The organism is Pantoea sp. R102, from assembly GCF_004916815.1.
Lineage (GTDB): Bacteria > Pseudomonadota > Gammaproteobacteria > Enterobacterales > Enterobacteriaceae > Pantoea > Pantoea dispersa.
In genome coordinates this window covers 1-20,284 of sequence record NZ_SDFT01000146.1, presented here as the reverse complement: position 1 = coordinate 20,284, position 20,284 = coordinate 1, and the positions used below count along the sequence as shown (strand labels likewise).

18 protein-coding genes are annotated in these 20,284 nt (G+C 49.6%); all 18 read right to left on the bottom strand.

Annotation, left to right across the window (positions count from 1 at the left end; translation table 11 throughout):
* On the bottom strand, nucleotides 1-3,901 hold a 3,901-nt coding region (locus ERD80_RS15300; protein WP_136547496.1), incomplete at its 3' end, for a DUF6531 domain-containing protein.
* A gap of 2 nt (nucleotides 3,902-3,903) precedes the next feature.
* Complete coding sequence (locus ERD80_RS15295) at nucleotides 3,904-4,344, bottom strand: DcrB-related protein (protein ID WP_136547494.1); 441 nt, start codon at nucleotides 4,342-4,344, stop codon at nucleotides 3,904-3,906.
* Nucleotides 4,345-4,478: 134 nt separating this feature from the next.
* The gene (locus tag ERD80_RS22685) at nucleotides 4,479-5,438 is read right to left on the bottom strand and encodes a hypothetical protein (protein WP_211145596.1); all 960 of its coding nucleotides are present in this window, start codon (nucleotides 5,436-5,438) and stop codon (nucleotides 4,479-4,481) included.
* A 60-nt stretch (nucleotides 5,439-5,498) separates the two neighbouring features.
* Nucleotides 5,499-5,900 carry a hypothetical protein gene (locus ERD80_RS15285; protein WP_248295865.1) on the bottom strand — a complete coding sequence of 134 codons (402 nt, stop codon included), beginning with the start codon at nucleotides 5,898-5,900 and terminating at the stop codon, nucleotides 5,499-5,501.
* Entirely contained in the window at nucleotides 5,891-6,430 is a 540-nt protein-coding gene (locus ERD80_RS15280; protein WP_248295864.1) for a hypothetical protein, read from the bottom strand. Before ERD80_RS15280 ends, ERD80_RS15285 begins: the two co-directional genes overlap by 10 nt.
* Nucleotides 6,399-6,629, bottom strand: coding sequence for a hypothetical protein (locus tag ERD80_RS15275; protein ID WP_136547492.1), 231 nt, complete (start codon nucleotides 6,627-6,629; stop codon nucleotides 6,399-6,401). The genes ERD80_RS15280 and ERD80_RS15275 overlap by 32 nt, the downstream gene beginning before the upstream one ends.
* 216 nt (nucleotides 6,630-6,845) lie before the next feature.
* The gene (locus ERD80_RS15270; RefSeq protein WP_238561534.1) at nucleotides 6,846-7,193 is read right to left on the bottom strand and encodes a hypothetical protein; all 348 of its coding nucleotides are present in this window, start codon (nucleotides 7,191-7,193) and stop codon (nucleotides 6,846-6,848) included.
* Nucleotides 7,194-7,204: 11 nt separating this feature from the next.
* Complete coding sequence (tssI, locus tag ERD80_RS15265) at nucleotides 7,205-9,685, bottom strand: type VI secretion system tip protein TssI/VgrG (RefSeq protein WP_136547488.1); 2,481 nt, start codon at nucleotides 9,683-9,685, stop codon at nucleotides 7,205-7,207.
* Nucleotides 9,686-10,035: 350 nt separating this feature from the next.
* Complete coding sequence (locus ERD80_RS15260; protein WP_168926284.1) at nucleotides 10,036-10,473, bottom strand: hypothetical protein; 438 nt, start codon at nucleotides 10,471-10,473, stop codon at nucleotides 10,036-10,038.
* A gap of 768 nt (nucleotides 10,474-11,241) precedes the next feature.
* A complete protein-coding gene (tri1, locus tag ERD80_RS15255) occupies nucleotides 11,242-12,333 on the bottom strand; it encodes an ADP-ribosylarginine hydrolase Tri1 (protein ID WP_136547498.1) in 1,092 nt (363 codons plus the stop codon).
* A 134-nt stretch (nucleotides 12,334-12,467) separates the two neighbouring features.
* Nucleotides 12,468-12,719: a hypothetical protein gene (locus tag ERD80_RS15250; protein ID WP_058771740.1), complete on the bottom strand. Its 252-nt coding sequence runs from the start codon at nucleotides 12,717-12,719 to the stop codon at nucleotides 12,468-12,470.
* 207 nt (nucleotides 12,720-12,926) lie between these two features.
* Complete coding sequence (tri1, locus tag ERD80_RS15245) at nucleotides 12,927-14,012, bottom strand: ADP-ribosylarginine hydrolase Tri1 (RefSeq protein ID WP_136547484.1); 1,086 nt, start codon at nucleotides 14,010-14,012, stop codon at nucleotides 12,927-12,929.
* Nucleotides 14,013-14,453: 441 nt separating this feature from the next.
* Entirely contained in the window at nucleotides 14,454-14,846 is a 393-nt protein-coding gene (locus ERD80_RS15240) for a DUF4150 domain-containing protein (protein ID WP_014605535.1), read from the bottom strand.
* A 9-nt stretch (nucleotides 14,847-14,855) separates the two neighbouring features.
* Nucleotides 14,856-15,461, bottom strand: coding sequence for a DUF3540 domain-containing protein (locus tag ERD80_RS15235; protein ID WP_058771634.1), 606 nt, complete (start codon nucleotides 15,459-15,461; stop codon nucleotides 14,856-14,858).
* A gap of 11 nt (nucleotides 15,462-15,472) precedes the next feature.
* The gene (locus tag ERD80_RS15230; RefSeq protein WP_058771635.1) at nucleotides 15,473-16,543 is read right to left on the bottom strand and encodes a pentapeptide repeat-containing protein; all 1,071 of its coding nucleotides are present in this window, start codon (nucleotides 16,541-16,543) and stop codon (nucleotides 15,473-15,475) included.
* On the bottom strand, nucleotides 16,540-19,080 hold the full coding sequence (locus ERD80_RS15225) for a DUF2169 domain-containing protein (RefSeq protein ID WP_058771636.1): 2,541 nt from the start codon (nucleotides 19,078-19,080) through the stop codon (nucleotides 16,540-16,542). Before ERD80_RS15225 ends, ERD80_RS15230 begins: the two co-directional genes overlap by 4 nt.
* Before the next feature lie 140 nt (nucleotides 19,081-19,220).
* On the bottom strand, nucleotides 19,221-19,556 hold the full coding sequence (locus ERD80_RS15220) for a DUF3592 domain-containing protein (protein ID WP_058771637.1): 336 nt from the start codon (nucleotides 19,554-19,556) through the stop codon (nucleotides 19,221-19,223).
* Between the two features lie 172 nt (nucleotides 19,557-19,728).
* Nucleotides 19,729-20,118 (bottom strand): hypothetical protein, encoded by a 390-nt coding sequence (locus tag ERD80_RS15215; protein ID WP_238561531.1) that lies wholly within the window; start codon nucleotides 20,116-20,118, stop codon nucleotides 19,729-19,731.
* Between the last annotated feature and the right edge of the window lie 166 nt (nucleotides 20,119-20,284).

Below are 20,284 nucleotides of genomic sequence, written 5' to 3'. Positions count from 1 at the left end.
CTATCGGGTCCTGCTGCGTAAACCGCGCACTGTCCGGGTCGTAGTAACGAAACAGATTGTAGTGCAGTCCGGTTTCACGGTCCAGGTACTGGCCCTGCATACGCAGGTTCTGGTCGTAGCCGGGCAGTTGCTGATGAGTTTCGCGCAGCAGTTTGCCCCATGCGTTATTGATGCCTTCCCAGCTGATGCGGCCTTCGCTGTCTGTCAGGCGTTCCGGCATACCGTTAGCGGCATTGTGGAACCAGAAAATCTCCGCGCCCTCATTGCCGTCAATACGCGCCAGCGGTTCATAGCTGTTTGCGTCGCTGTATACGTAGGTCAGTGGCACTTCGTCGTGTATTTCCTGCAGCAGACGAAAACCGTCCCAGACGAAGCGGGTGAGGGTCGCTGCTCCGGCCGGCTTGCCGTGCAGTAAACGCTGCACGCGCTTGCTGATGCGGCGCCCGAGCGGATCGTAGCGGAAACTCACCTGCACCTGAGGCTTGTTGCGATCGCGCGGTTCGCTGACGACTTCGATCAGGCGATGCTCGTCATCATAGCGGTAGCGCCAGCGCGTCTGACCATCATCCTTTTCACTGGTGCGACCGTGCACGTCGTAGCGCCAGCGGATGCCGTTCAGCTGCGTAACACGGTTGTACGTTACCGCTGCTGCCGAGCTGCGGTCCAGCGGATTGCCCGCGCCATCCCACTGCCACGTATCATTACCGGGCTGTGCACCTTCCTGCGCCAGCAGACGGCCCGCGCTGTCGTAGTGCCAGAGCGTCTGGCTGAAAGGATTGTCGTCGCGCTGTTCGCGGATCAGGTTGTTGCCGTAGTCGAAATCACGCCGGCGTGACCAGCGGCGCGGTGCCGGGCGCTGTGCCTCACCGTCGAACACATCGCGACGCACCAGCCGACCTAGCCGATCGTAATCGCTGCGCGTGGTCAGTCCGCCCTGACTGCGGCTCAGCTCGCGGTGCAGCGTATCGCGCGTAAATTCGCTGACCGGCAGGTTATCCAGCGCAATGCTCAGCAGATGGCCACTGCCGTAATACAACTGTTTCAGCTGGCGGCCATCCGGCAACGTCAGCGCAGTGCAGTTGCCCAGCGCGTCGTACTGCCACGCCAGGCTGCCCTGATCGCCCTGCTCCGCTATCACGCGACCAGCCTTGTCATACGCGAAGGTAATCGCCTGCTCGGCTTCACGGCTCCACTGGTTTTCCCCCAGCGGCAGATGCTGCGCTACGCTTGCCAGCTGGCCCGCCGCGGTATAGTCATAGCGCGTCTGGCCTTCCGGGGTGATGCGTGCCATCAGTTGCCCTGCCGGGCTGAAGGCGAAGCGGTGCGTAATGGCCTGCGGATGACCGGCGGCGAAAGTGCGGGCTACTGCGCGTCCGGCGGCATCGTAGTCATAGCGTGTTGCCACACCGTCCAGCCCGATCTGCGCAAGCAACAGCGAATCTGCGCCCCATTCGAAGTGGTAGCTTTCACCGTTCTGATTTTGCAGCGAGATTAAACGTCCACGGCTGTCCCAGCGGCGCTGCACCTCTTCGCCCTGCGCGTTGCGCGAGAGAGTCAGTCTGCCGGCCTGGTCGTAAGCGAATTCGCTGCGTTTACCGTCTGCCGAGGCATACGCCACTGGCAGACCACGTTCGCTCCACTCCAGACGTTCTTCCCAGCCTTCAGCACGTTCCATCTGCCGGGGCCGCCCGGCGGCATCATAGTAGTATCGCGTTTCTTCGCCATCGGCTGCTGTAACACAACTCAGCCAGCCCAGCGGATGATAACAGTAACGCGTAGTCTGGCCGGAGCAGTCCGTCTCGCGAATGACCTGCCCGGCATCGTTATACTCACGGCGATAGCGATTGCCCGCCGCATCAATCTCTTCTGTGATCAGCCCAAACTCATCGCGCAGATAACGCGTGCTGTGCCCGAGCGCATCGACCACCCGTTCCAGTCCGTGATGAATGTCGTAGTAATAACGGATGGCAGCGCCGCCAGACTGGGTGATGACGCTGGGCAGGGCACGATGCGTTAACCACTCTGTGGTCTGCGCATTGCCATCGGCATCCTGCTCTTCAATGCGGTTGCCGAGCTCGTCATAGGTAAAGTTCACCGCATGGCCGAGCGGGTCAATACGGCGCGTCAGCAGTTCATTGTCATCCCACTCGTAGCGCCATTGCTCGCCGCGCTCGTCGATGTAGCAGGTAATCAATCCCTGTGCATTCCAGTGATGCTCGCGCTGCTGACCATCGTAGGTAGAAACGCGGGTAATGCCCGCCGCGAGATCGTAATGCATACGGCAGCCATCGCCGCTGCTGGTGCGGTTTTCTGTCACCCGCCAGTGATCAAACAGCTGCCAGCGATACTCACTCTCCAGCCCGCCCGGCAGGCGGTGCCACACCATCAGGCCATCCACGTTATAACGGAAACGGCGCGTCTCAATGCCTGCCGCATCGGTGACGCTGGCCAGCTGGCCGTGATCATCAAAGCTCCAGCGCATCAGCGGCCAGTGCTGTTCACCGTCAAAGTGACTGGCAGCGGTAACGCGTTGCGGATGGCGTTCGTCGTTGTAGTGCAGCGTCACGTCAATCGCCAGCGGTTCATCATGGATGCGCACCAGCCGGTTCTGCTCATCCCAGCCCATCTCCAGCGCGTTGCCGTACTCGTCACTCAGCGAGGCGAGGCGCAAGAGCTGCGGGTTTCTGGCGGTGGGTTTGTACAAGCGCCAAACCGCGCCGTCATCGTCAGCGATTGCCACGTCACCGTGCGCATTGCGTCGCACCATCAGTCCTTCGCTGATGCTGTAAAGCACCTCTTTTTCACCGGGCAAGGCAAAACGCAGTTCGCGGCCGTTGTCATCAAACCAGGTGGCCTGATTGCCTTCCAGCATCAGATAGCTGTCGAACACCGTCGACCAGCCGCGGCCAAACAGGCCGGCGCGCTGCGTCAGGCTGTTATAGCTGCGCTGCCAGCGCAGGGGAAAACGTCCCGGCAGCGAGAAATCACGCTCGGCATCATCATTCAGCACTTTCACGCCGGTAGCGGCATGTACCGGGTGCAGCGCGGAGAATATCGCGTTGATAGACATATCGGCCAGCATGCCGCCGCCCGCCATTGCCAGCGCGCACGGCATATTTTTCAGGATCTGACCGGGGCGACCGCGGATCAGCGACAGGCCGATCATCGCCAGCGCCAGACCGGGCTGTTTGCCGCTTTTGATATCCCGCACCGTTAGCGTTTCACCGCCAATGATGACGTTGGCGGAAACATCATCGCTGATGGTCGCGCCACAGGTGGTGCGATCTTTAGCACGTGCCGCCGGCTGGCCGTTGATAAATACGCTTTTAGATCCTTCAGCGAGATACTGTGGTCCGCTGTGTTTCTCGCACGCAACTTTATCCTGTTCCAGCGGCGAGGTACCTGCGGCAGCGGAGGCAATCGTCGGCTGCCACATCGCCCCGGCGAACTGGTCGGCAACCGCCAGCAGTTTGCCGGCATAGTCGGCAAAAAATCCGGCCGACTGCGCTTCCGGTGGCGGCGTATCGCCTGCCGTCAGTTCGCCTGCCGCGCGAGCCGCCGCTAAGCCATTGATGATCACATTATCCGAACCGCTGGCAATGACACCCGCAGGCGACGGCGGAAACAGCATGTCGCCAATACCATCCGCAGCCGCGCTGATGTCGTCCGTGATGCCTGCCACATTCGCCACCGCACCTGCGATGATACCGCTCAGCAGACAGCTACTGCCTACCGCCGCCAGCGCACCCACGCCAACCAGCGGAGCAGCTACGGTAGCCACACCGGCAACAATCGCGCCCATCGCGGCGTAGACCGCACCTTCAGCGACGATACTGGTGATATCAGCGAAAATACTGGAATGAATGATGTCATCGCCCTGGCGGGCCGCGTGCTTATCCATAATTATCCCTTCCGTGGGGCGTTCAGCGTCAGGCTCTGTTTGAAGGCATGCCAGCGTGCCCCGTCTTCTTCATCAAAAGGCCGCATGGCTGAAAAAGTAAATATCATCAACATATTGGTTTCAGGCACGTTTACTGCCAGCTGACGTTGCCAGAGTGCCTGACCATTGCGATCAAAAGCCGTTTCCACTTCGATGGCGCGCAACGTGTTGTCGGCTCCCGCCAGCACACGTGCAAATTCGCTCTGCTCTACATGGCCCATCTGGCTGCGCAACGTATCCCACTGACGGTGAAACTCCTGCTCAAAATCGCTGCCTTCAGCGATTGGCCCACGGCTGACGATCAGCGCCAGCCCGGTGGCTTCATCGCGCAAAATATTCATGCTGGTGTCCTGCCAGCCCGCCGGAAACAGGGCGAACGCGCCCTCGTTGAATTGGTAGTGCATGTTGGATATCCGTTAGAGGAATAAATGAGGATGGATCTATGTGGAATCACTTTAGCGAAACGAACTTAATTAAACCGCCCCATCGCCAGCAGATAATTTCATTTGCATATGAGCTAGTAATTAATATTGACACACTACGCATCATTAAAAACCATCATAATATGACTTATGCGATGTTCTTCAATCTGAAATAAGAGACGCTTTCCATCACCCTCGTAATAAATCCAGTATTGATCATCACTGTCATCAACAGCGCCTTTGCCATAACGACGCTGCAGAGCGCTTTCGCTGTCACCAACTGAAACACCTCTGTACGTTTTGATTCCCGGCGAATTAAGGGTGATTTGCGCTATGATATAGCTATCACTGTCGCGATGCTCTTTTTCCCAGTTCAAATTGGAAGAGTAAATATCAAAACCTGGATATTTATACTGATAATAATGATAATTTCCGGCTTCTGAAGGTCTGTCGCCAGCGTAGCTTTCAGCAATCGGCACTCCAGCGTGCTGCTTTGTCAGATTATCCCATTCGTCTCCCAGTGAGACACGATAATGATTGATTTCCACACTGAAGTCGGAGGCTGAAAGAGGTTTACTGGTACAGTTTACTTGTAAGTTACCTGCAGAGTCCCCCGCAGGGTCGCTATTGAAACGCTTTGCCCAGGCAGCAATATCCGATTGCAAATTTTTCTCAGTATTGTCATTACATCGATAACTTATTTTGCCCGTATTAGCATCTGTCCATGCAGCATAGGTCCTGCCATCAGGTTGTATTACAACGGCTGAAGCCTGTTCCAGGTAGAGATCTCTTAACCAGCCTTCCACAAACAATCCGCCTGCTGATGTCAGGTGCGGTTCACCATATACATCAAAGTTTTGACTGAAGGTATCGTAATCAGGACCCAAAATGCTTTTTAGCTTCAGCAGTACCTCTTTGTTGCTAAAAACGGATGAAACTTTCTCAAGGCTATTATAATCAGACATCACTACGTCTGCTCTGGCTGACAACATGCCGAAAGCCAAAACTGCCACAACACTAAATAAAGCTAATTTTATACGCATCAACTTACCCGACAAGCCGAATTTTAATAACACTCACAGATGTTCGTTCCGGATGATAAAGCCGACTAAAAGAGCAATAAAACCCCGTAGGAATTACTTTTTAACTGGATGAAAAACTCCGTTATCAGATCCTGCATCAGTTAACAAAGAATAATTTTTCTTATCGACTTTAAAACGAAAAAGATGTACAGAAGTATTTGGGTCTCCACCACAAATAGCATAGCGTTTATCCTCTCGAACATCGATAATGAAATATTTACTGTCAGAGACATCATCATAATCATATGCTAAACAATGATCGCGTAATAACGATAGCTTATTATCCCTGATAGCTTTATGTACCGTCAGGACAGTAATATCTTCATCAGTTTGAAGTACAATTTTAGTTTCATAATGGATATTACTTTTAGCTGAAAGAACAGAATAACTAAAAACGGCACAAGAAAAAAACAAGATACACTTTAAGAAATATGATCTGGACATTTTTATTCCCACTTACCATCCTGTGATAGCAATACCTTTTTGTCTCTTGATACCGTCAGCGTCAACGGCTCAAAATTAATGCCATACTCTATATTTCCATTATTGAAAATCATACCAACTGCTTTGGCTGCATCAGGGGAATCAATTGTGTGGCCGGTAAGTGAAATCTGGCTACCATCGCTATTTCTTATGCCATAATACTTTACACTTTTACAACTGGTATAAAAACCCCCACAGTTATTTACAAGAGTCACGGTGAATCCTGATGTCGAAAAAACCCTGCTTTTTAACATTGCATTTCTATTTGGCTCTATCTTTTTAAGAGAAAAATCTTTGGGAGCATAAAACTCACCATGGCTCGGCAGTACAATTAAATGCCAAAGCATGGCGTTATTATTTAATGTCAACTCAGCCTCTCCATTTTTACCACCAAAGACAGAGTCAAATTGCACATTAGCTTTATTATTCTTCACAACGCCATGTAAGTTATTCTCATCACCATCAGGGCACTCAACTATTCTTAATGTAGCAGTAGCGCCCAACAACCTTCCCATCAACTTGTCTGAGCTTGATATTTAACGTGGAATAATCGGAGCTATTTTCATTACCCGCAGTACCAGACCACTCACCGTTGAAATCTATCGCAGCCCATACAGGAGCCGCAAAAGAAAGCAATATCATTGAGAAAAAGCAGGCTTTTTTTGAAAAAATATATTTCTTAATCATATTCGGAAGCGACATTAATAGGGGCTCCAGCTAACCTTGGCTTCGAAATTCAATCTGTACGCTAATCTCCAACGCATAGAGAAGTTTATATTGCAGTAATTATCGGGGTTATTGTAGCTATATAAATCACCAAAAATAGAAAAACCTCTATGATGGCCAGCGCACTTTATCGTATGGACAATTGATTACATAACACTCCCCCCTGGCAGCCCAGGAGGTTGAGCAAAATAATTAATTGGGGTTGTTATAGTCAGGAGCCAAACCCTTGTGGGTTGCAAGCAATCTGTCTTTTTTAACCCAGCCCATGATTTGATCACCATCGTTAGTGAGGTACATGACCCGATAAAATCCATTCTGCTCAACATAGGCATAAAGATCATCATTTGGCACAACAAATGTCCCTTTTAATAAACACTTTTCATCAGGCGCTGAATAAAACTGCAAATGTCCTTTCCCTCCGACTTTGTACAGATTATCAGTATTATCAAACCGGTCCCCGTTAGAAATCCCTGACTTATCTAACTTTGCACAAAAATCATTAGCTGAAGCAACCAGGGGCAAGGCAATCATCATCGCCATTAAAAACCTAATCATATCATCCCTCTACCTTTCATAATCCCGATAAGTTTTTTAGCATACTCCGGATCTGTTGCATAGCCTTTCTCTTGTAGCCCCTTCGCCCATTCAACAGGGTCTGAAGATTTGAAAAGACTACTGTAACGTTTATTATCCATCAAAAACTGACCATGCTGTTCAATACTCTCTTCAACCGATCCATAAGTTGCAAAGCTATCAACAATTTTGATTTTCTTACCGTTGACATACTCATGCGTTACGGTTTCCGCAGCATTTTTAGAACCAAATGATTTTATTCCAAAAATATTGTTACTACTTGTATTCGTTTTCTTATCAAATGGAACCAAGTCTCCCCAGCTTGATTCAAGGATCGCCTGCGCCGTAGTGACTTCTGCCGGAACGCCCGTTTTCTTTTCACTGATCTTAGCTGCAGCATAGACCTTATCAAAAAAAGCTTGTTTATCTGCTGGTAACGGGCGTGCTTTGCGAGCGGGGTGATTTGCTACAGGTGCAGCGGTCGGCTTAGCGGCAGCAGAGACCGCAGCTTTCGGCGCAGCCGGAGCCGCCTGTCCTTTCTGTTTAGGGGGGAACAGGTTCTCCACCGCTTTACTGATATTCTGTTTGTGATCGGCACCAGGCGCACCGGTGCCGGGCTTTGCACCGTCAGTATTCAGGTTCAGCTTGCCGCCGGATGTTGTAATATGGCCATCACCCTGCACGAAAATATTGAAGCCTTTACCGACGATATTAATGTGACCGTTAGCGTTGAGTTCAATAGCGCTTTCACCGCACTCCAGACGCAGTTTGGTGCCGGATCCCAGAACATAAGTATCAACTGCCGCGTCCAGCTTGCCTTGTCCGGTCAGGAGCTCCTCGCCGCCTTTGATACCGTGTACACGGTTGGTCTCAACGCGGTACAGCTCATTGCCGCCAGCATAATGGCTGTGGTTGTTGGCGACCGAGTGGCTGGCATCGTTTTTAACGTGCGTATCCATGTTTTTCTGCGCCTGGATCCAAAGATGCTCCTCGCCCGCCTTGTCCTCGAAGCGCAGCGCGTTTGCCGTGTCCGCCGTGCCGTCCTTCGAACGGCTCAAAAACCCCATCTGCGTCGCCGCCGCCGGCAGCGCCCACGGCGGCATGCTCGCCTCGTTGTACACGCGACCGATGATCAGCGGCCGGTCCGGGTCGCCGTTGATGAAGTCCACCACCACCTCGTCGTTCACCCGCGGGATCTGCACGCCGCCGAACCCCTGGCCCGCCCACGCGCTCGACACCCGCACCCAGCACGAGCTCGTGTCGTCGCCCTTCGCCAGGCGGTCCCAGTGGAACTTCACCTTCACCCGGCCGTAGCGGTCCGTCCAGATTGACTCACCCGCCGGGCCCACCACCTTCGCCGTCTGCGGACCATGCGTCTTCGGCCACGCCGTCGCCGGCTCCGCGCGGTACGTCACCGACGACGGCAGCACCGTGAATGCGATGTTGTGCCGCGCACCGCCGCCGCCGCTCGCGTACCCGTTCTCCTCAAAGTCGTACCGCGCCGACGTCACCAGGTACTCTCCGTTGTCGCTGAAGTGCGGCGCGTTCACGATGCCGAACCGGTACCCCGGCGCGATGCCCGTCGCCGTTCCCGTTCCGCTCACGCTGTGGTGCGCAACCTGCCACACCTCCTGGCGGATGCGCGTGTAAAACTCCCCGTGGCTGTGGTCGACAAAATGGCCCGGCCAGTCGTACACGTCCACCGCACCCGGCACCGGCGACACCGGGTTCTGCCGCGCCTGCAGCATCCACGCGTTCGGCTTGCGGAAGTCGTAGTCGTCCGTGCTGTACATCCCCGGCGTCACGCTCTCGCACAGCGACCACTGGCTGATGCCCTCCTCCGTCACGCTCCCCCCCGACGCCGTCACGTGGTACGGTATCGTCTCATAGCCGGCGAACGCCTCGTGCTGGTCCGCCCCGTCGCACAGCACCATCACGTGACGCTCCGCCTCGTGGCGGAACCAGTAGTAAATCCCCTCCAGCTCCATCAGCCGGCTGATGAAGTCGAAGCTGCTCTCCTGGTACTGCACGCAGTACTCCCACACCCGGTAGCTGCTGCCCAGCCGCGTCTCCACGTTCACCCCGTTCTCCTGCAGCAGCGTCTGCACTATCTGCGGCACCGTCTGACCCTGGAATATCCGCAGGTTGCGGTCGCGGCGCATCGGCCACAGGTCCGGCTCCACCCGCAGCTGGTACACCGCGTAGCGCGTTCCGCTCAGCTCCTCGCTGCGCACCGCTACCCGCGTGATTTTCCCGTTGAGGTAGCGCGGTGACAGCAGGCTCTGCGTCGGCAGCGTGAACGTGACCGGCTGCCCCAGCAGCGCGTGCCGGTCGATGCGCGCGTCCGTGGCCAGCAGCTCGGCGTTCAGCTCAAACGACTGCGACAGCGCCTCGGCGCCGGTGAGTTTCCAGAACAGCAGGCCGTCCATCGGCAGTTGCGCGGTGATGCGTGAGAACATAAGCAGATTCCGTAACTTATTTAAGTGATTGAGTCATCGGGGAAGGTTAAACGCCAGGGAGTGAAATGCAGCATATAAGCATTACGCTAAAAATTAACGCCCGGTCTTATAGTGCTTTTGTCTTATTTCATATTCGGGAACTGTCCAATCAGTCAGATATTGACCACGACCGGCAATGTTCCGCTAGCTTGAGGCTTTTTGTCAGCACAACCCGGTAATGCAGTATTTTTCTCTGACCGAAGCATAAGGGCATTTTCAGAAGTGCTGCCCGATCTCTTCTTTAAAGAAAACCAGCGCAAGAGGAAAAGCAGAGTCTGTATCGGTATTCATAAATGGTTTCCCTTCTTAATTTAATTCGCCAGCCAAATACCGTAATAAATCACTATAGAGCCAAGAGAAACCACACACTTGGCAAAGATGAGCATGCCAGGCACCAACTTACTGGTAGCCGGTGAAACGCGGGCATAATTATCAGCGTTATATTTTTCTTGAAAAGCCACAATACCACTAAATAAAGCGCAAATCATTATAATCATAAACTTCATGCCAAGAACAAATATAAAAGAAACACCTATTTCTTCCATCAAATCCCCAGCAAGACCATTACTGAAGCCGGGAACAATTAACACTAAACCTTTAAGCACAAAGGCAAGCACTACAATACCAGCCAGAACACTTATAAACATCTTACCAAACCCTGCCCATTCTTTATTATTATAAAAATCCTTTCCATTCCAGACATAATAGACTGTTACAATCCGAAAAAAGAAAAATGCTAATATTTTCATCTTAAAATCAACCAATGTATATTTAAACTCTAATCAAAACCGTTGCCCAACCGTTAAAGATAGCGCCATCTGCCCCACTGTTGCTTGCAATTTTATCTAAACGTTCCCTTTTTATCAAAAAGCAGATCGTGTAAACGCTTTATGACAACTTTCAAATCCACTTCGCACGCTAATCTCAATAACAAAGCAATTCTGTCGTTGGCTTTAAGCGTGACCGAATAATTTTTTATTGAAATAAGCTGCAACGCCTATTGACGCCCCTAGCGCTCCATGCCGCGCCTGTAACTTCACAAGTCAATATTTAAAATATCTAAACCAGTTTAGATAGCACTGCCAAACAAGACACCATAAAGCATAAGCACGCAATCCAACTAAATCACACCCTTTACAGCTCCAAAAAGTCATTGAATTGTACTTATTACACATTAATCATAAGCGTCAAAATTCCTTTGGAATTATAACGCTTATGAAAAGCATGATAAAATTAAAGATAACATTCAACCTTACAAAAAAACAGATAGCAAGACACCAGTAAATTTAATACCAACAAAAGTCAATCTTTGTCACTAAAAAACCTCATTCCATATATAGTCAAATCACTATCAAAAAAACGGAATCGATGTAATTCACTATACACCCACTCTATAAAATATCGTTCAACCACTATCTAAAAGACAGGTACAGCCAGTGAAGATAAAAACATCACCACTATCAGCACTCGTGATCGATGCGTTGTTAATTTCGTGGTTTTAAAAATAAAAAATATAGTTAATCGACTTCATCCGGAGCCATAGAGTATAGAGCCTCAGCATGAGAAAGAATTTTATCTTTAAAAGCTATCTTGTTTATCCATTCATCAGGAATACCTGACAACCCATATAAAGCACCAGCTAATTGTCCAGCAGTTGCGGCGACACTATCCGCATCATCAGCTAAGTTAGCAGCAAGTAATACTGCATCTTTGAAACTATTTGTATGCCAAACCGCCCACATCGCTGCTTCAAGAGTATCAATGACATAACCAGAAGATCGGATTTGTTCACGGTGCTTTAACTTATATTCACCAGCATTAATAATTAGTACACGAAGTGAAGTAGACATTACATGTGGGGAAAAGCTTTCATCTTTTCCGTAACCGTTCAACAAATAATGTAGAATTATATTAAAAAAACGGCAACTGTCTATTGATTCAGCAGCCCCATGTGTTGCCCGACTTTGAATAGCAGCATCTCTCCAACCATCAATCAAAGATTTCCTGCGGAAAATAGCTGTTGGAGTATGCCGGATCAGTGCTGCATTTCCCGCTGTATCAGGGGATGTATTTCCAAACCAACAAGAGCCATTAATCATTGTTTGTTCAAGAGCAAATCGTGTTGTATTCCCTATATCAAAAAATGTTCCACTGGAACTATTTGTGCCTTTTTTGTACCAGCTAATGAGTTTATCCCTGAATTTATCTGTGTCGCACTTCCTGCTTTCAAGATAAGTTTCAGCGAGGCACAAAGCCATTGAAGTATCGTCAGTCCATTCTCCGGGCTTGAGGTTAAATGGACCCTTTCCAATCATATCATGTACGCTAGCCCTATCTCTTGGAATATACTCCAGCGTGGTACCAATAGCATCGCCAACAGCCAGCCCCATTAAAGCACCTTTACACTTATCTAATACTTCGTGATCAGTAACTCTTTGAGGCAATGACATCATCCATTCCGGTTTGCTTTTGTCTTTTGAGTCCTCACATAAAACCTTAGGTTCGTACTCCATTCTATTTTTAAGCTGCCGGGATACTTTAGGGATTAAATGTGAATATCGCTCTGCGTAGAGATAAATCTCAAAATCATCTTTTTTTAGATCAATCATCACACCACCAACGTCCTTATCTCAAGTTATACCAGATAAGCAACTTACCAGCTTAAGCCATGGCTGATCACCTGCCTTGATAAATAACACAAAACTTTGCCAAGGTTAATCATACAAAATAAAAACCTCGCCAATTAAATTAAATTGAAGTCTTTTTTACTTATCTCTTTATCTTTAAAAACAGCATAATTACTTCTTATTTCACTCGAAATTTTTTTGAGACCTTCAGTTTCATTAGAGTTAATGAGGTCAGTTACAATAAAATACCTCTCGACATCAACTTTATAATCCCCCTCACTGAAAATCACCTTCATAACATAATAATAATCATCACATTTATATAGCGTAAAATCCCAAGGATTGATTGCAATTTTCAATTTACTCATTACAATTTATCTCCAGTTGTTAAATCTATCACGTTGTAACCCCCCCTTTCTTCACCCCCTCAGTTTTTATTACAGCTTCAAGATCGCCCTTCGATAATATTGCTCCACCTTCTGTTTGGTATGGTTTGTTCTTAACCGACCATGTATCAAGTGAAGGTAGTGACACACTCCCGAAAATTTAGACCTATTGCTAAATTTTATTTTAGATTAATCCATTTCGTCTGGTGACAGTGTGAAAATTTTTTCTGCAAAATCGATAATTTTATCTTTATAAACTATTTTATCGCGCCATTCTTTCGGAATGCCTGAGAAACCATATAATGCTCCAGCGAGCTGGCCTGCAGTGGCTGCTACGCTGTCTGCGTCGTCAGCAAGATTTGCAGCCAGCAAAATGGCATCCTTAAAGTTATCAGCATGCCATACAGCCCACAGAGCCGCTTCTAAAGTGTCAATAACATAGCCTGTTGACCTAATCTGATCGCGAGATTTTGATTTGTACTCGCCAGCGTTGATTATTAATATGCGGACTAATGCTGACATTTTGTGGGGTGAAAAAGCCTCTTCCTTACTATATCCATTGAGCAGATAATGCAGGACAACATTAAAAAACTGACATCCATTAATAGATTCAGGAGCTGAGTGTGTCGCCATGCTTTGAATACTCGCATCTCTCCATCCATCAATAAAAGATTTCATTCTAAAAATAGCTACAGGAGCATGGCGTATCAGAGCTGCATTACCCGCTGAATCTGGAGATGTGTTACCAACCCAATCTGGACCATTAGATATTACCTGTTCCAATGCAAAGCGAGTTGCATTTCCTATATCAAAACACGTTCCATTTGAACTGTTGTGCCCCTTTTTATACCAATCAATCAGCCTTTCTCTGAAAAAGTCGGTATCACAAAACCCTCTATTGATGTATGTTTCAGCCAGGCAGAGTGCCATTGAAGTATCATCTGTCCATTCTCCAGCACTAAGATTGAAAGGTCCTCCCCCAAGCATGTCATCAATTTTATATTTATCTCGAGGCTGAAATTCGAGAGTTGTTCCTACCGCATCACCTACAGCAAGCCCTAAAAGCAACCCTTTTGCTTTATCCAATGAATCATGATCAGAGTTTTTCTGTTTTAATGTCTGCATCCACTCAGGTTTACTCTGTACCTCATCTGGCATTGGCTGCGGCTCATATGACATTCTATTTTTCATTTGTCGTGAAGCTTCTGGAACCAAATAAGCATATTTTCTGGCATAAATCTTAAGTTCAAAATCTGACATCCTGAGATCAATCATTATAACTCCTCATAACTCAAGAAAAGCTGCCCATCTACATCTACACAATTTACGACTTTAAACTTAGTGCCAGGTGGGTATAAAACCTCCGCTTCATCCGGAGCAGACTCGACCTCATTATTTTGTGAATTAAACTTAATGCTATCGATAATTGCCCGATACTGCTTTTGATAATATTCACTAAAATGTCCAGGGCAAGTACCTATCTAACAGACGATCTCCTTCCCGCCTGGCTCATCCTCAAAGAGAAGAATGGTTTGCTTTTGCTTTATCTGCATACCACCATTCTCAAAATGATAAAAACTTCAATTGTTGGTAAACAATCAAACACGATAAGTTGTGATGTAACGCTATTGAATGCCTGAACGGTAGTGCTCATCTCCTGAATCATCCGGGCAGCAACTTTCCTACAGTCTCATCCTATTGGCAAAAGGTACTGGCTTAGGGTGCCAGCATCAGCACTTTGAACTGACTTGGCACGATTCGCATGCCAATCGCATTGGTGGAGTTTTGCAGGCTCATGCTGGTCAAGCGGGTTGCCGGCGTGCCTTTGAGTAATACGGTGAATGACCCGGTAAGGTGGCGCGATGGGCCCATTACCGTACCCGATGCCACACCCGTTGCTACTCCAGGGTTATCGCCGTTCGTCAGTGGCGTGACGGTTGCCATATTATGCGCAGGCATCCCCATAAACAGGATGTTCAGCGCATTAGGAATAGCGGTAGGCCCCAGGGCAATGTCCGGATAAGGGATCGGTACCGGCGCAGGTGTGGGTGTCAGGCAGACATCCGGAAAAGCTAAATCCACGCCAAATAGCTGACAGTTTGCGAACATTGTTGCTCCTTAACCCATATGAATCTGTTCAGAGTCGACTTTCGTAATGGCTTTTGAGGTGATAACCGTATTGCTGGCATGCAGGCGGGCGTAATCTTCAGCTTTCATATCAAGCTGACCGGCCCGGACCTGTTCAGTATTACGGGTGGTACGTAGCAGGTTATGGCTGACCTGCGTAATGGTTTGCCACACCGATTCCGCACGCTTGCCAACGATGCGCGAAAGGCTAACCCAGGCAGAGATCTTATCACCGCTGTAATTCATGTCGCTGATGTGGCAATCACCCTGTTCAGCGCTGATGCGCAGCGCGGAACTGCTCAGGCTCAGCTCCCCCGTACTGTGAATATGTAAATCACCAGGCACGCTCAGCTCAGCCTGTTGCGCATTCGCACGCTCCAGCACCGCCAGCAGCCAGATCTGGTTTTCGACGCTGGTCACCAGCACCGTGTCTCCCACCTGTGGCGCAATCACGCAGCTGGCTGCACGCCGGCAATGCCAGCCACGTCCTTCACACTCAACGGTGAGGCTGGCATCAGCGAAGCAGTGCGTCACCACACCCGCTGACTGCACCGGCGGTAAAATGGCCTGCGCCAGTTTATGATTTACGTTGTTCATAATTTTGCTCCTTAACGGCGGCTCTGGCGCTGAGCGCTCCAGGCCTCTGCAGCCAGTAGTTCTTCATCAAATTCAATGATGCCCTGACGGCCAGAGAACTGAGCGTTCTCCTGGCGCGCCCGGTGCATACGCGTACGGGAAAAAGTGGCACCACGAAGATCGGCCATGCGCAAATCGGCGGCGGAGAAATCGCTGTAGGTCAGATCGCAGCGAATAAACAACGCCTGCCTGGCGTTAACCTGCTGCATGATGCTCTGGAAAAAGCGGCTGCCGCTGAAATCAGTGTGCATCAGCGTCGCACCGGCAAAAATAGCCTGATCAAAAAGGCTGCCTTTACACTGCGCGTTGCTGAGGTTGGCTTCCATAAACAACGCCTGGCTGGCATTCACCTGATTAAGCTGCGCGGCTTTTAGCGATGCGCCTTTGAAGTTGCACTGCACAAGGTGCGCACCATTGAACAGCGCGTCATCCAGCGCGCAGTCCGTGAACTGGCAGCCGGTGAAGCGCTGTCTTTCGTAATTTTTACCGCGCTGGTCACAGTTGAAAAATACCGTGCGCTCAAATTCGCCGGCGGTCAGCGAGGTCTGACGCAAATCAATACCGTAAAACGTGGTGAGCAGGCTTTTGCAGTTGTCGAAGCGGCACGCCTCCAGCGGTGATTCAAAAAAGATGCAGCGGTCAAACAGAGCCTGGGTGAACTGGCTCTGTGTCAGCGCACACTGCATAAACTGGGTAGTAAACAGTGCGCAGCGAGAAAAGTCACTGTCAGTCAGTTCACATTGATTCAATACGGTTTCGGTCAGCCGGGTGTCCGTCGCCTGTAATCCAGCCATTTCGCACTGATTGAATACCGTCTGCTGCAGCCTGGCATTATTCAGCCTGACCCGGGAAAGCTGACACTCAGTGAACACCGTTTCCTGCAGATTAGCGCCCTGCAAATCCGCGCCCGCCAGTGAAACGTCCTGAAATACGCCGCCGGCAAGATCGCATCCACGTAAATCCAGGTTCTCCAGGCTGAGTTCACCTATTACCTCGCCCTGCTTAATACGCTGCTGCAATTCTGCTGCGCTGAGCGTGGTCATACAATTTCTCCATCACGCTTAGGAAGCGTCTTGATACGTCTGGTCCACGCGCCGTCAAGCTCAGTGGTATTACTGGTAAAGGCCTGAGATAAATCAGCGCGAAACAGATTCGCACCGCGAAACCGTGCCCCACCCAGCTGGCTTTTTTGCAGTAGTGCACCCATCAGACTGGCATCGGTAAAGTCAGCATCACGAAAATCAGTGCGCACAAACATACTGCCCGTCATGTTGGCGCGCCGGAAATCAGCAGCCTGACACACGGCCTCGCTCAGATCGCTGTTCTCCAGTTTTGCCAGCGTAAAGTTCGCCTCGTTTAGCGGCGTCTGGCGCAGATTACTCTGGCGCAGCGTCGCCTGGCTAAAGTCTGCACCGTTCAGAGAACTGCCGGCAGCGACTGCGCTGGCTGTCCATGTTGAACCGCTAAAGTCTGCTCCGTTTGCCTGGGTCTCTACCCACGAGCAGCTGTCCAGCACGGCCTGCCTGAATGAAGCCTGCTCCAGCGTGGATTTTAAGAACGTCGTCTTACTGAGCGTTGCCTGTAAAAAATCAGGACCGGGAAGGTTCAGCTCCATAAAAACGCAGCTCTGCAGTGTCGCGCGATGGAAGCGACACTGAGTAAACCAAGTTTCGCGGAATAGCAGGGCACTGAAAGTGGCGTCGCTGAACGTACAGTCATCGAACAGCGTTTCCTGCAGTTGCGTATCTTTGAACTGCGCGCCGGAAAAATCGCTGTGACAACACTGCGCCAGCACCAGAGTGGCGTTTTCAAAATTACAGCCGCGCAGAGAGGTATGATGCAGTTCAGTGCGTGCCAGCATTGCACTGTGAAAGCTGGCGCCGTCCAGCTGGCAGTGACTTAAATCGGCGCACTCCAGCAACGCTTTGCTGAAGTTCGCTCCGCGCAGGTCCATACCCGAAAAATCCGCACCGGTCAGATCCATACCGCTGAAGTTACCGCCCTGCGCCAGGGTGCGCTCCGCGCGCTGACGGATAATCTGTGCCAGATCGCCTTTCAGGCGCCTGGCCGGCGGCTGGCTGTTGACTGACATTAGGTACATCTGATGCAGCGCATCGCGGCTTTGTGCCAGCTTCTTCTCACTCAGCGTGTCTTTATTACGGTGCAACATTTCCTGCATGCGAAACAGCGTTTCCGGCCCCCGCGGCTGATGCTCATCACTCTGGCTCTGCGGGTACTTTTCTTCCATCTCACGTTTGCGCTGCTCAGCTTTCGCCTGCATCTCCTGTGCCTCCAGCTCCATTTTCTCAATGAATTCCGGCAGGTCTTCGAGTCGGGGCAGTTCAGGCTCTTCCGGTTCGCTCAGCAGGTCACCGACTTCGCCGCCGCTGGACTTCATGCGCGCGCGATGCTGTTCACGTAACAGGGCAGCACGATTCTGCATGTTTTCCCGCATCGGACTGGATGTCTGTTCGACCTGGTTATCAACCCAGGCACCGATCGTCTCTTCCGGAATTAAATCTTTTTCACGAAAGGAGAACAGCGCACCTTTCTCTTTATCAACACGCTGCGTGAGTACTTTACGGTAATGACTGACCGACCGGGATGCCCCCTGTTTCTCCAGCGCGGGCATCAGCTGCATGACATCAGCCGCGTCATCTTCGTTGATGCGCACGCTGCCCTGCCACAGCAGTATCATTTGCTCAAGATGCGGAAAAAACCATACCGTCGTCGCACGCAGGGCAATCTCTTCGAAAAGCGTTTCGTCACCGCGCTGGCGGTTGATGAAACAGCGCGCCTGCCAGGGCGGGAGCTTGCCCTCCTGCAGCGGTTTTTGTGGATGCATATTCCAGATACGCCATGCAGCCTGTTCCGGTAGCGCGTCGCGATCCTTCCACCATTGATCGGGGCTGGCAGCATTGAATACTTTCCAGTCAATATCACGCGCAAAGCCCGGAAAATCATTCTGCAACCAGCGGGTATCGTACTTTTTTCCCATACGGCTAAAGCGACGCGGCCAGCTGATGTCGAGTGGTCCAAAACCCGCAGGTTCGGGTTTTTGTTTAGCGTGAGTGAGGCGACCTGCCATGGCTTCAATATTGGGTAAGCGAGTGAATTCATGTCCCTGATGCACCTCGGAATGAATCCCTAAGCCATAAGGATTTTCATCGTGCCCTTCCCCGCCAAACGCCCGGCTCCAGTCGAGCCGCATTGATTCAAACGGTTGCGGTTGCGTTATCTGGTTTCCAACCCAATAGCGATCGCCAAACACCGCCAGCGATTTGCTCAGCGTGTCGACGTCAATGCGCGCTGCGCAGGCGGTTTTGTCGTGCTGGTGATGGGTATATGCATGGCCTGTGGCAAGAAACTCTGCACGCACTTTTGGAATGGCCAGATCCAGCACGCCACCGCTGGTTTGCAACTCACTGGCGGCCAGTTGCCACAGCTCCATTTCCGGACGGAGCTGCGGCTTTTGCCCCATGTCAGTCAGCGCAAGCACCGTGACGCCCAGATGATTTTTACCCTGCCAGCGAAACGGGCGATTAAGTACGCTCAGGCGCAGAGGCTTAATGATTTTCATGCCTGGGTTCCTTTTGAAACGACAGATAAAACAAATACCGGGCCTGATCCCGACCCGGTATTGAGAATGGTGTAGGTATTTATACTTCTTTTGAAAGGACTGAGACTGCATTAAAAATATGTATTAATTTACTTCCAATGCTAATTAAAAATGGATTTATGCATATGCAGTGCAAAATTTCCAGGCTGCTCTTTTTCGTAAGTCAGTTTTATTGTATTTCCGACCCGATACATCGTCAGTTCTTCTGCTCTGATCACGTCACGGCTTTGGCCCTCATAAACCTGACCATCCGTATTATGAAAGCGTACTGTGATAAAGACATTTATTAATAGACTGCCATTTCCACCGCGAGTATAGACATCAGTAATTTCACCTTGCGTTTCGATGCCATGCTTCTTCAGATAGCGCTTACGCTGATTATTTTTAACATCTTTAATGATAAGCTTAAAAATGATAAAAGAAAAAAGAAACAACACAGACAAAACAATGAAATATGATAAATAGAGAATAATTAGCCCACTCCTAAATATACTTCATAACACATGATAAAAATAACAAAAAAGCACAACACAGCCCAGGCAATGTCATATCAAAATCATAAAGCGCAATATTACATCGATTATCTAGCCATAAAGCCAATAAAAGCCACTAATATAAAATATCGATAATAGCAACTTTTGGTGGCTTATCTTCGTTATATTTTACAATTACCCCAATCCCTTTCTTTAATTTATGTATATCATTTGGTCGCACTAATCCTTTACCAGAATATATATTCTCTTTTCCAGCAACAGTAAGAGGCACATTAAAATCATAGAAAAAGTCGTTGCCATATTTGGTGTCTGTTTGTGACCAACTTTTAGGTTCAATAGTTATTACATTGCCTTGCCATTCATCTCTGGTTTTCCAGTTTTTTATTTCAATCAATTCATTCTTGTTTGGTTTGAAGATTAAAAACATCACAAACAAACCAATAACAGTCATTATGATTCCGATAATAAATGGGGTTTCGGTTAAAAAATGCACTTCCACCTTCATATAAATAAATGCTTTTTTATTTTTTCAATAAAGTCAATCGGATGGTCAACTTTTACCCCGAGTAATAGCCCACGGTTTATCATATAAAACATTATTTTAAAAGACGTATATGTAACTTGCGCAATAATTTTATATTGTACAAAGGAGTTACAACCTGATCTAATAG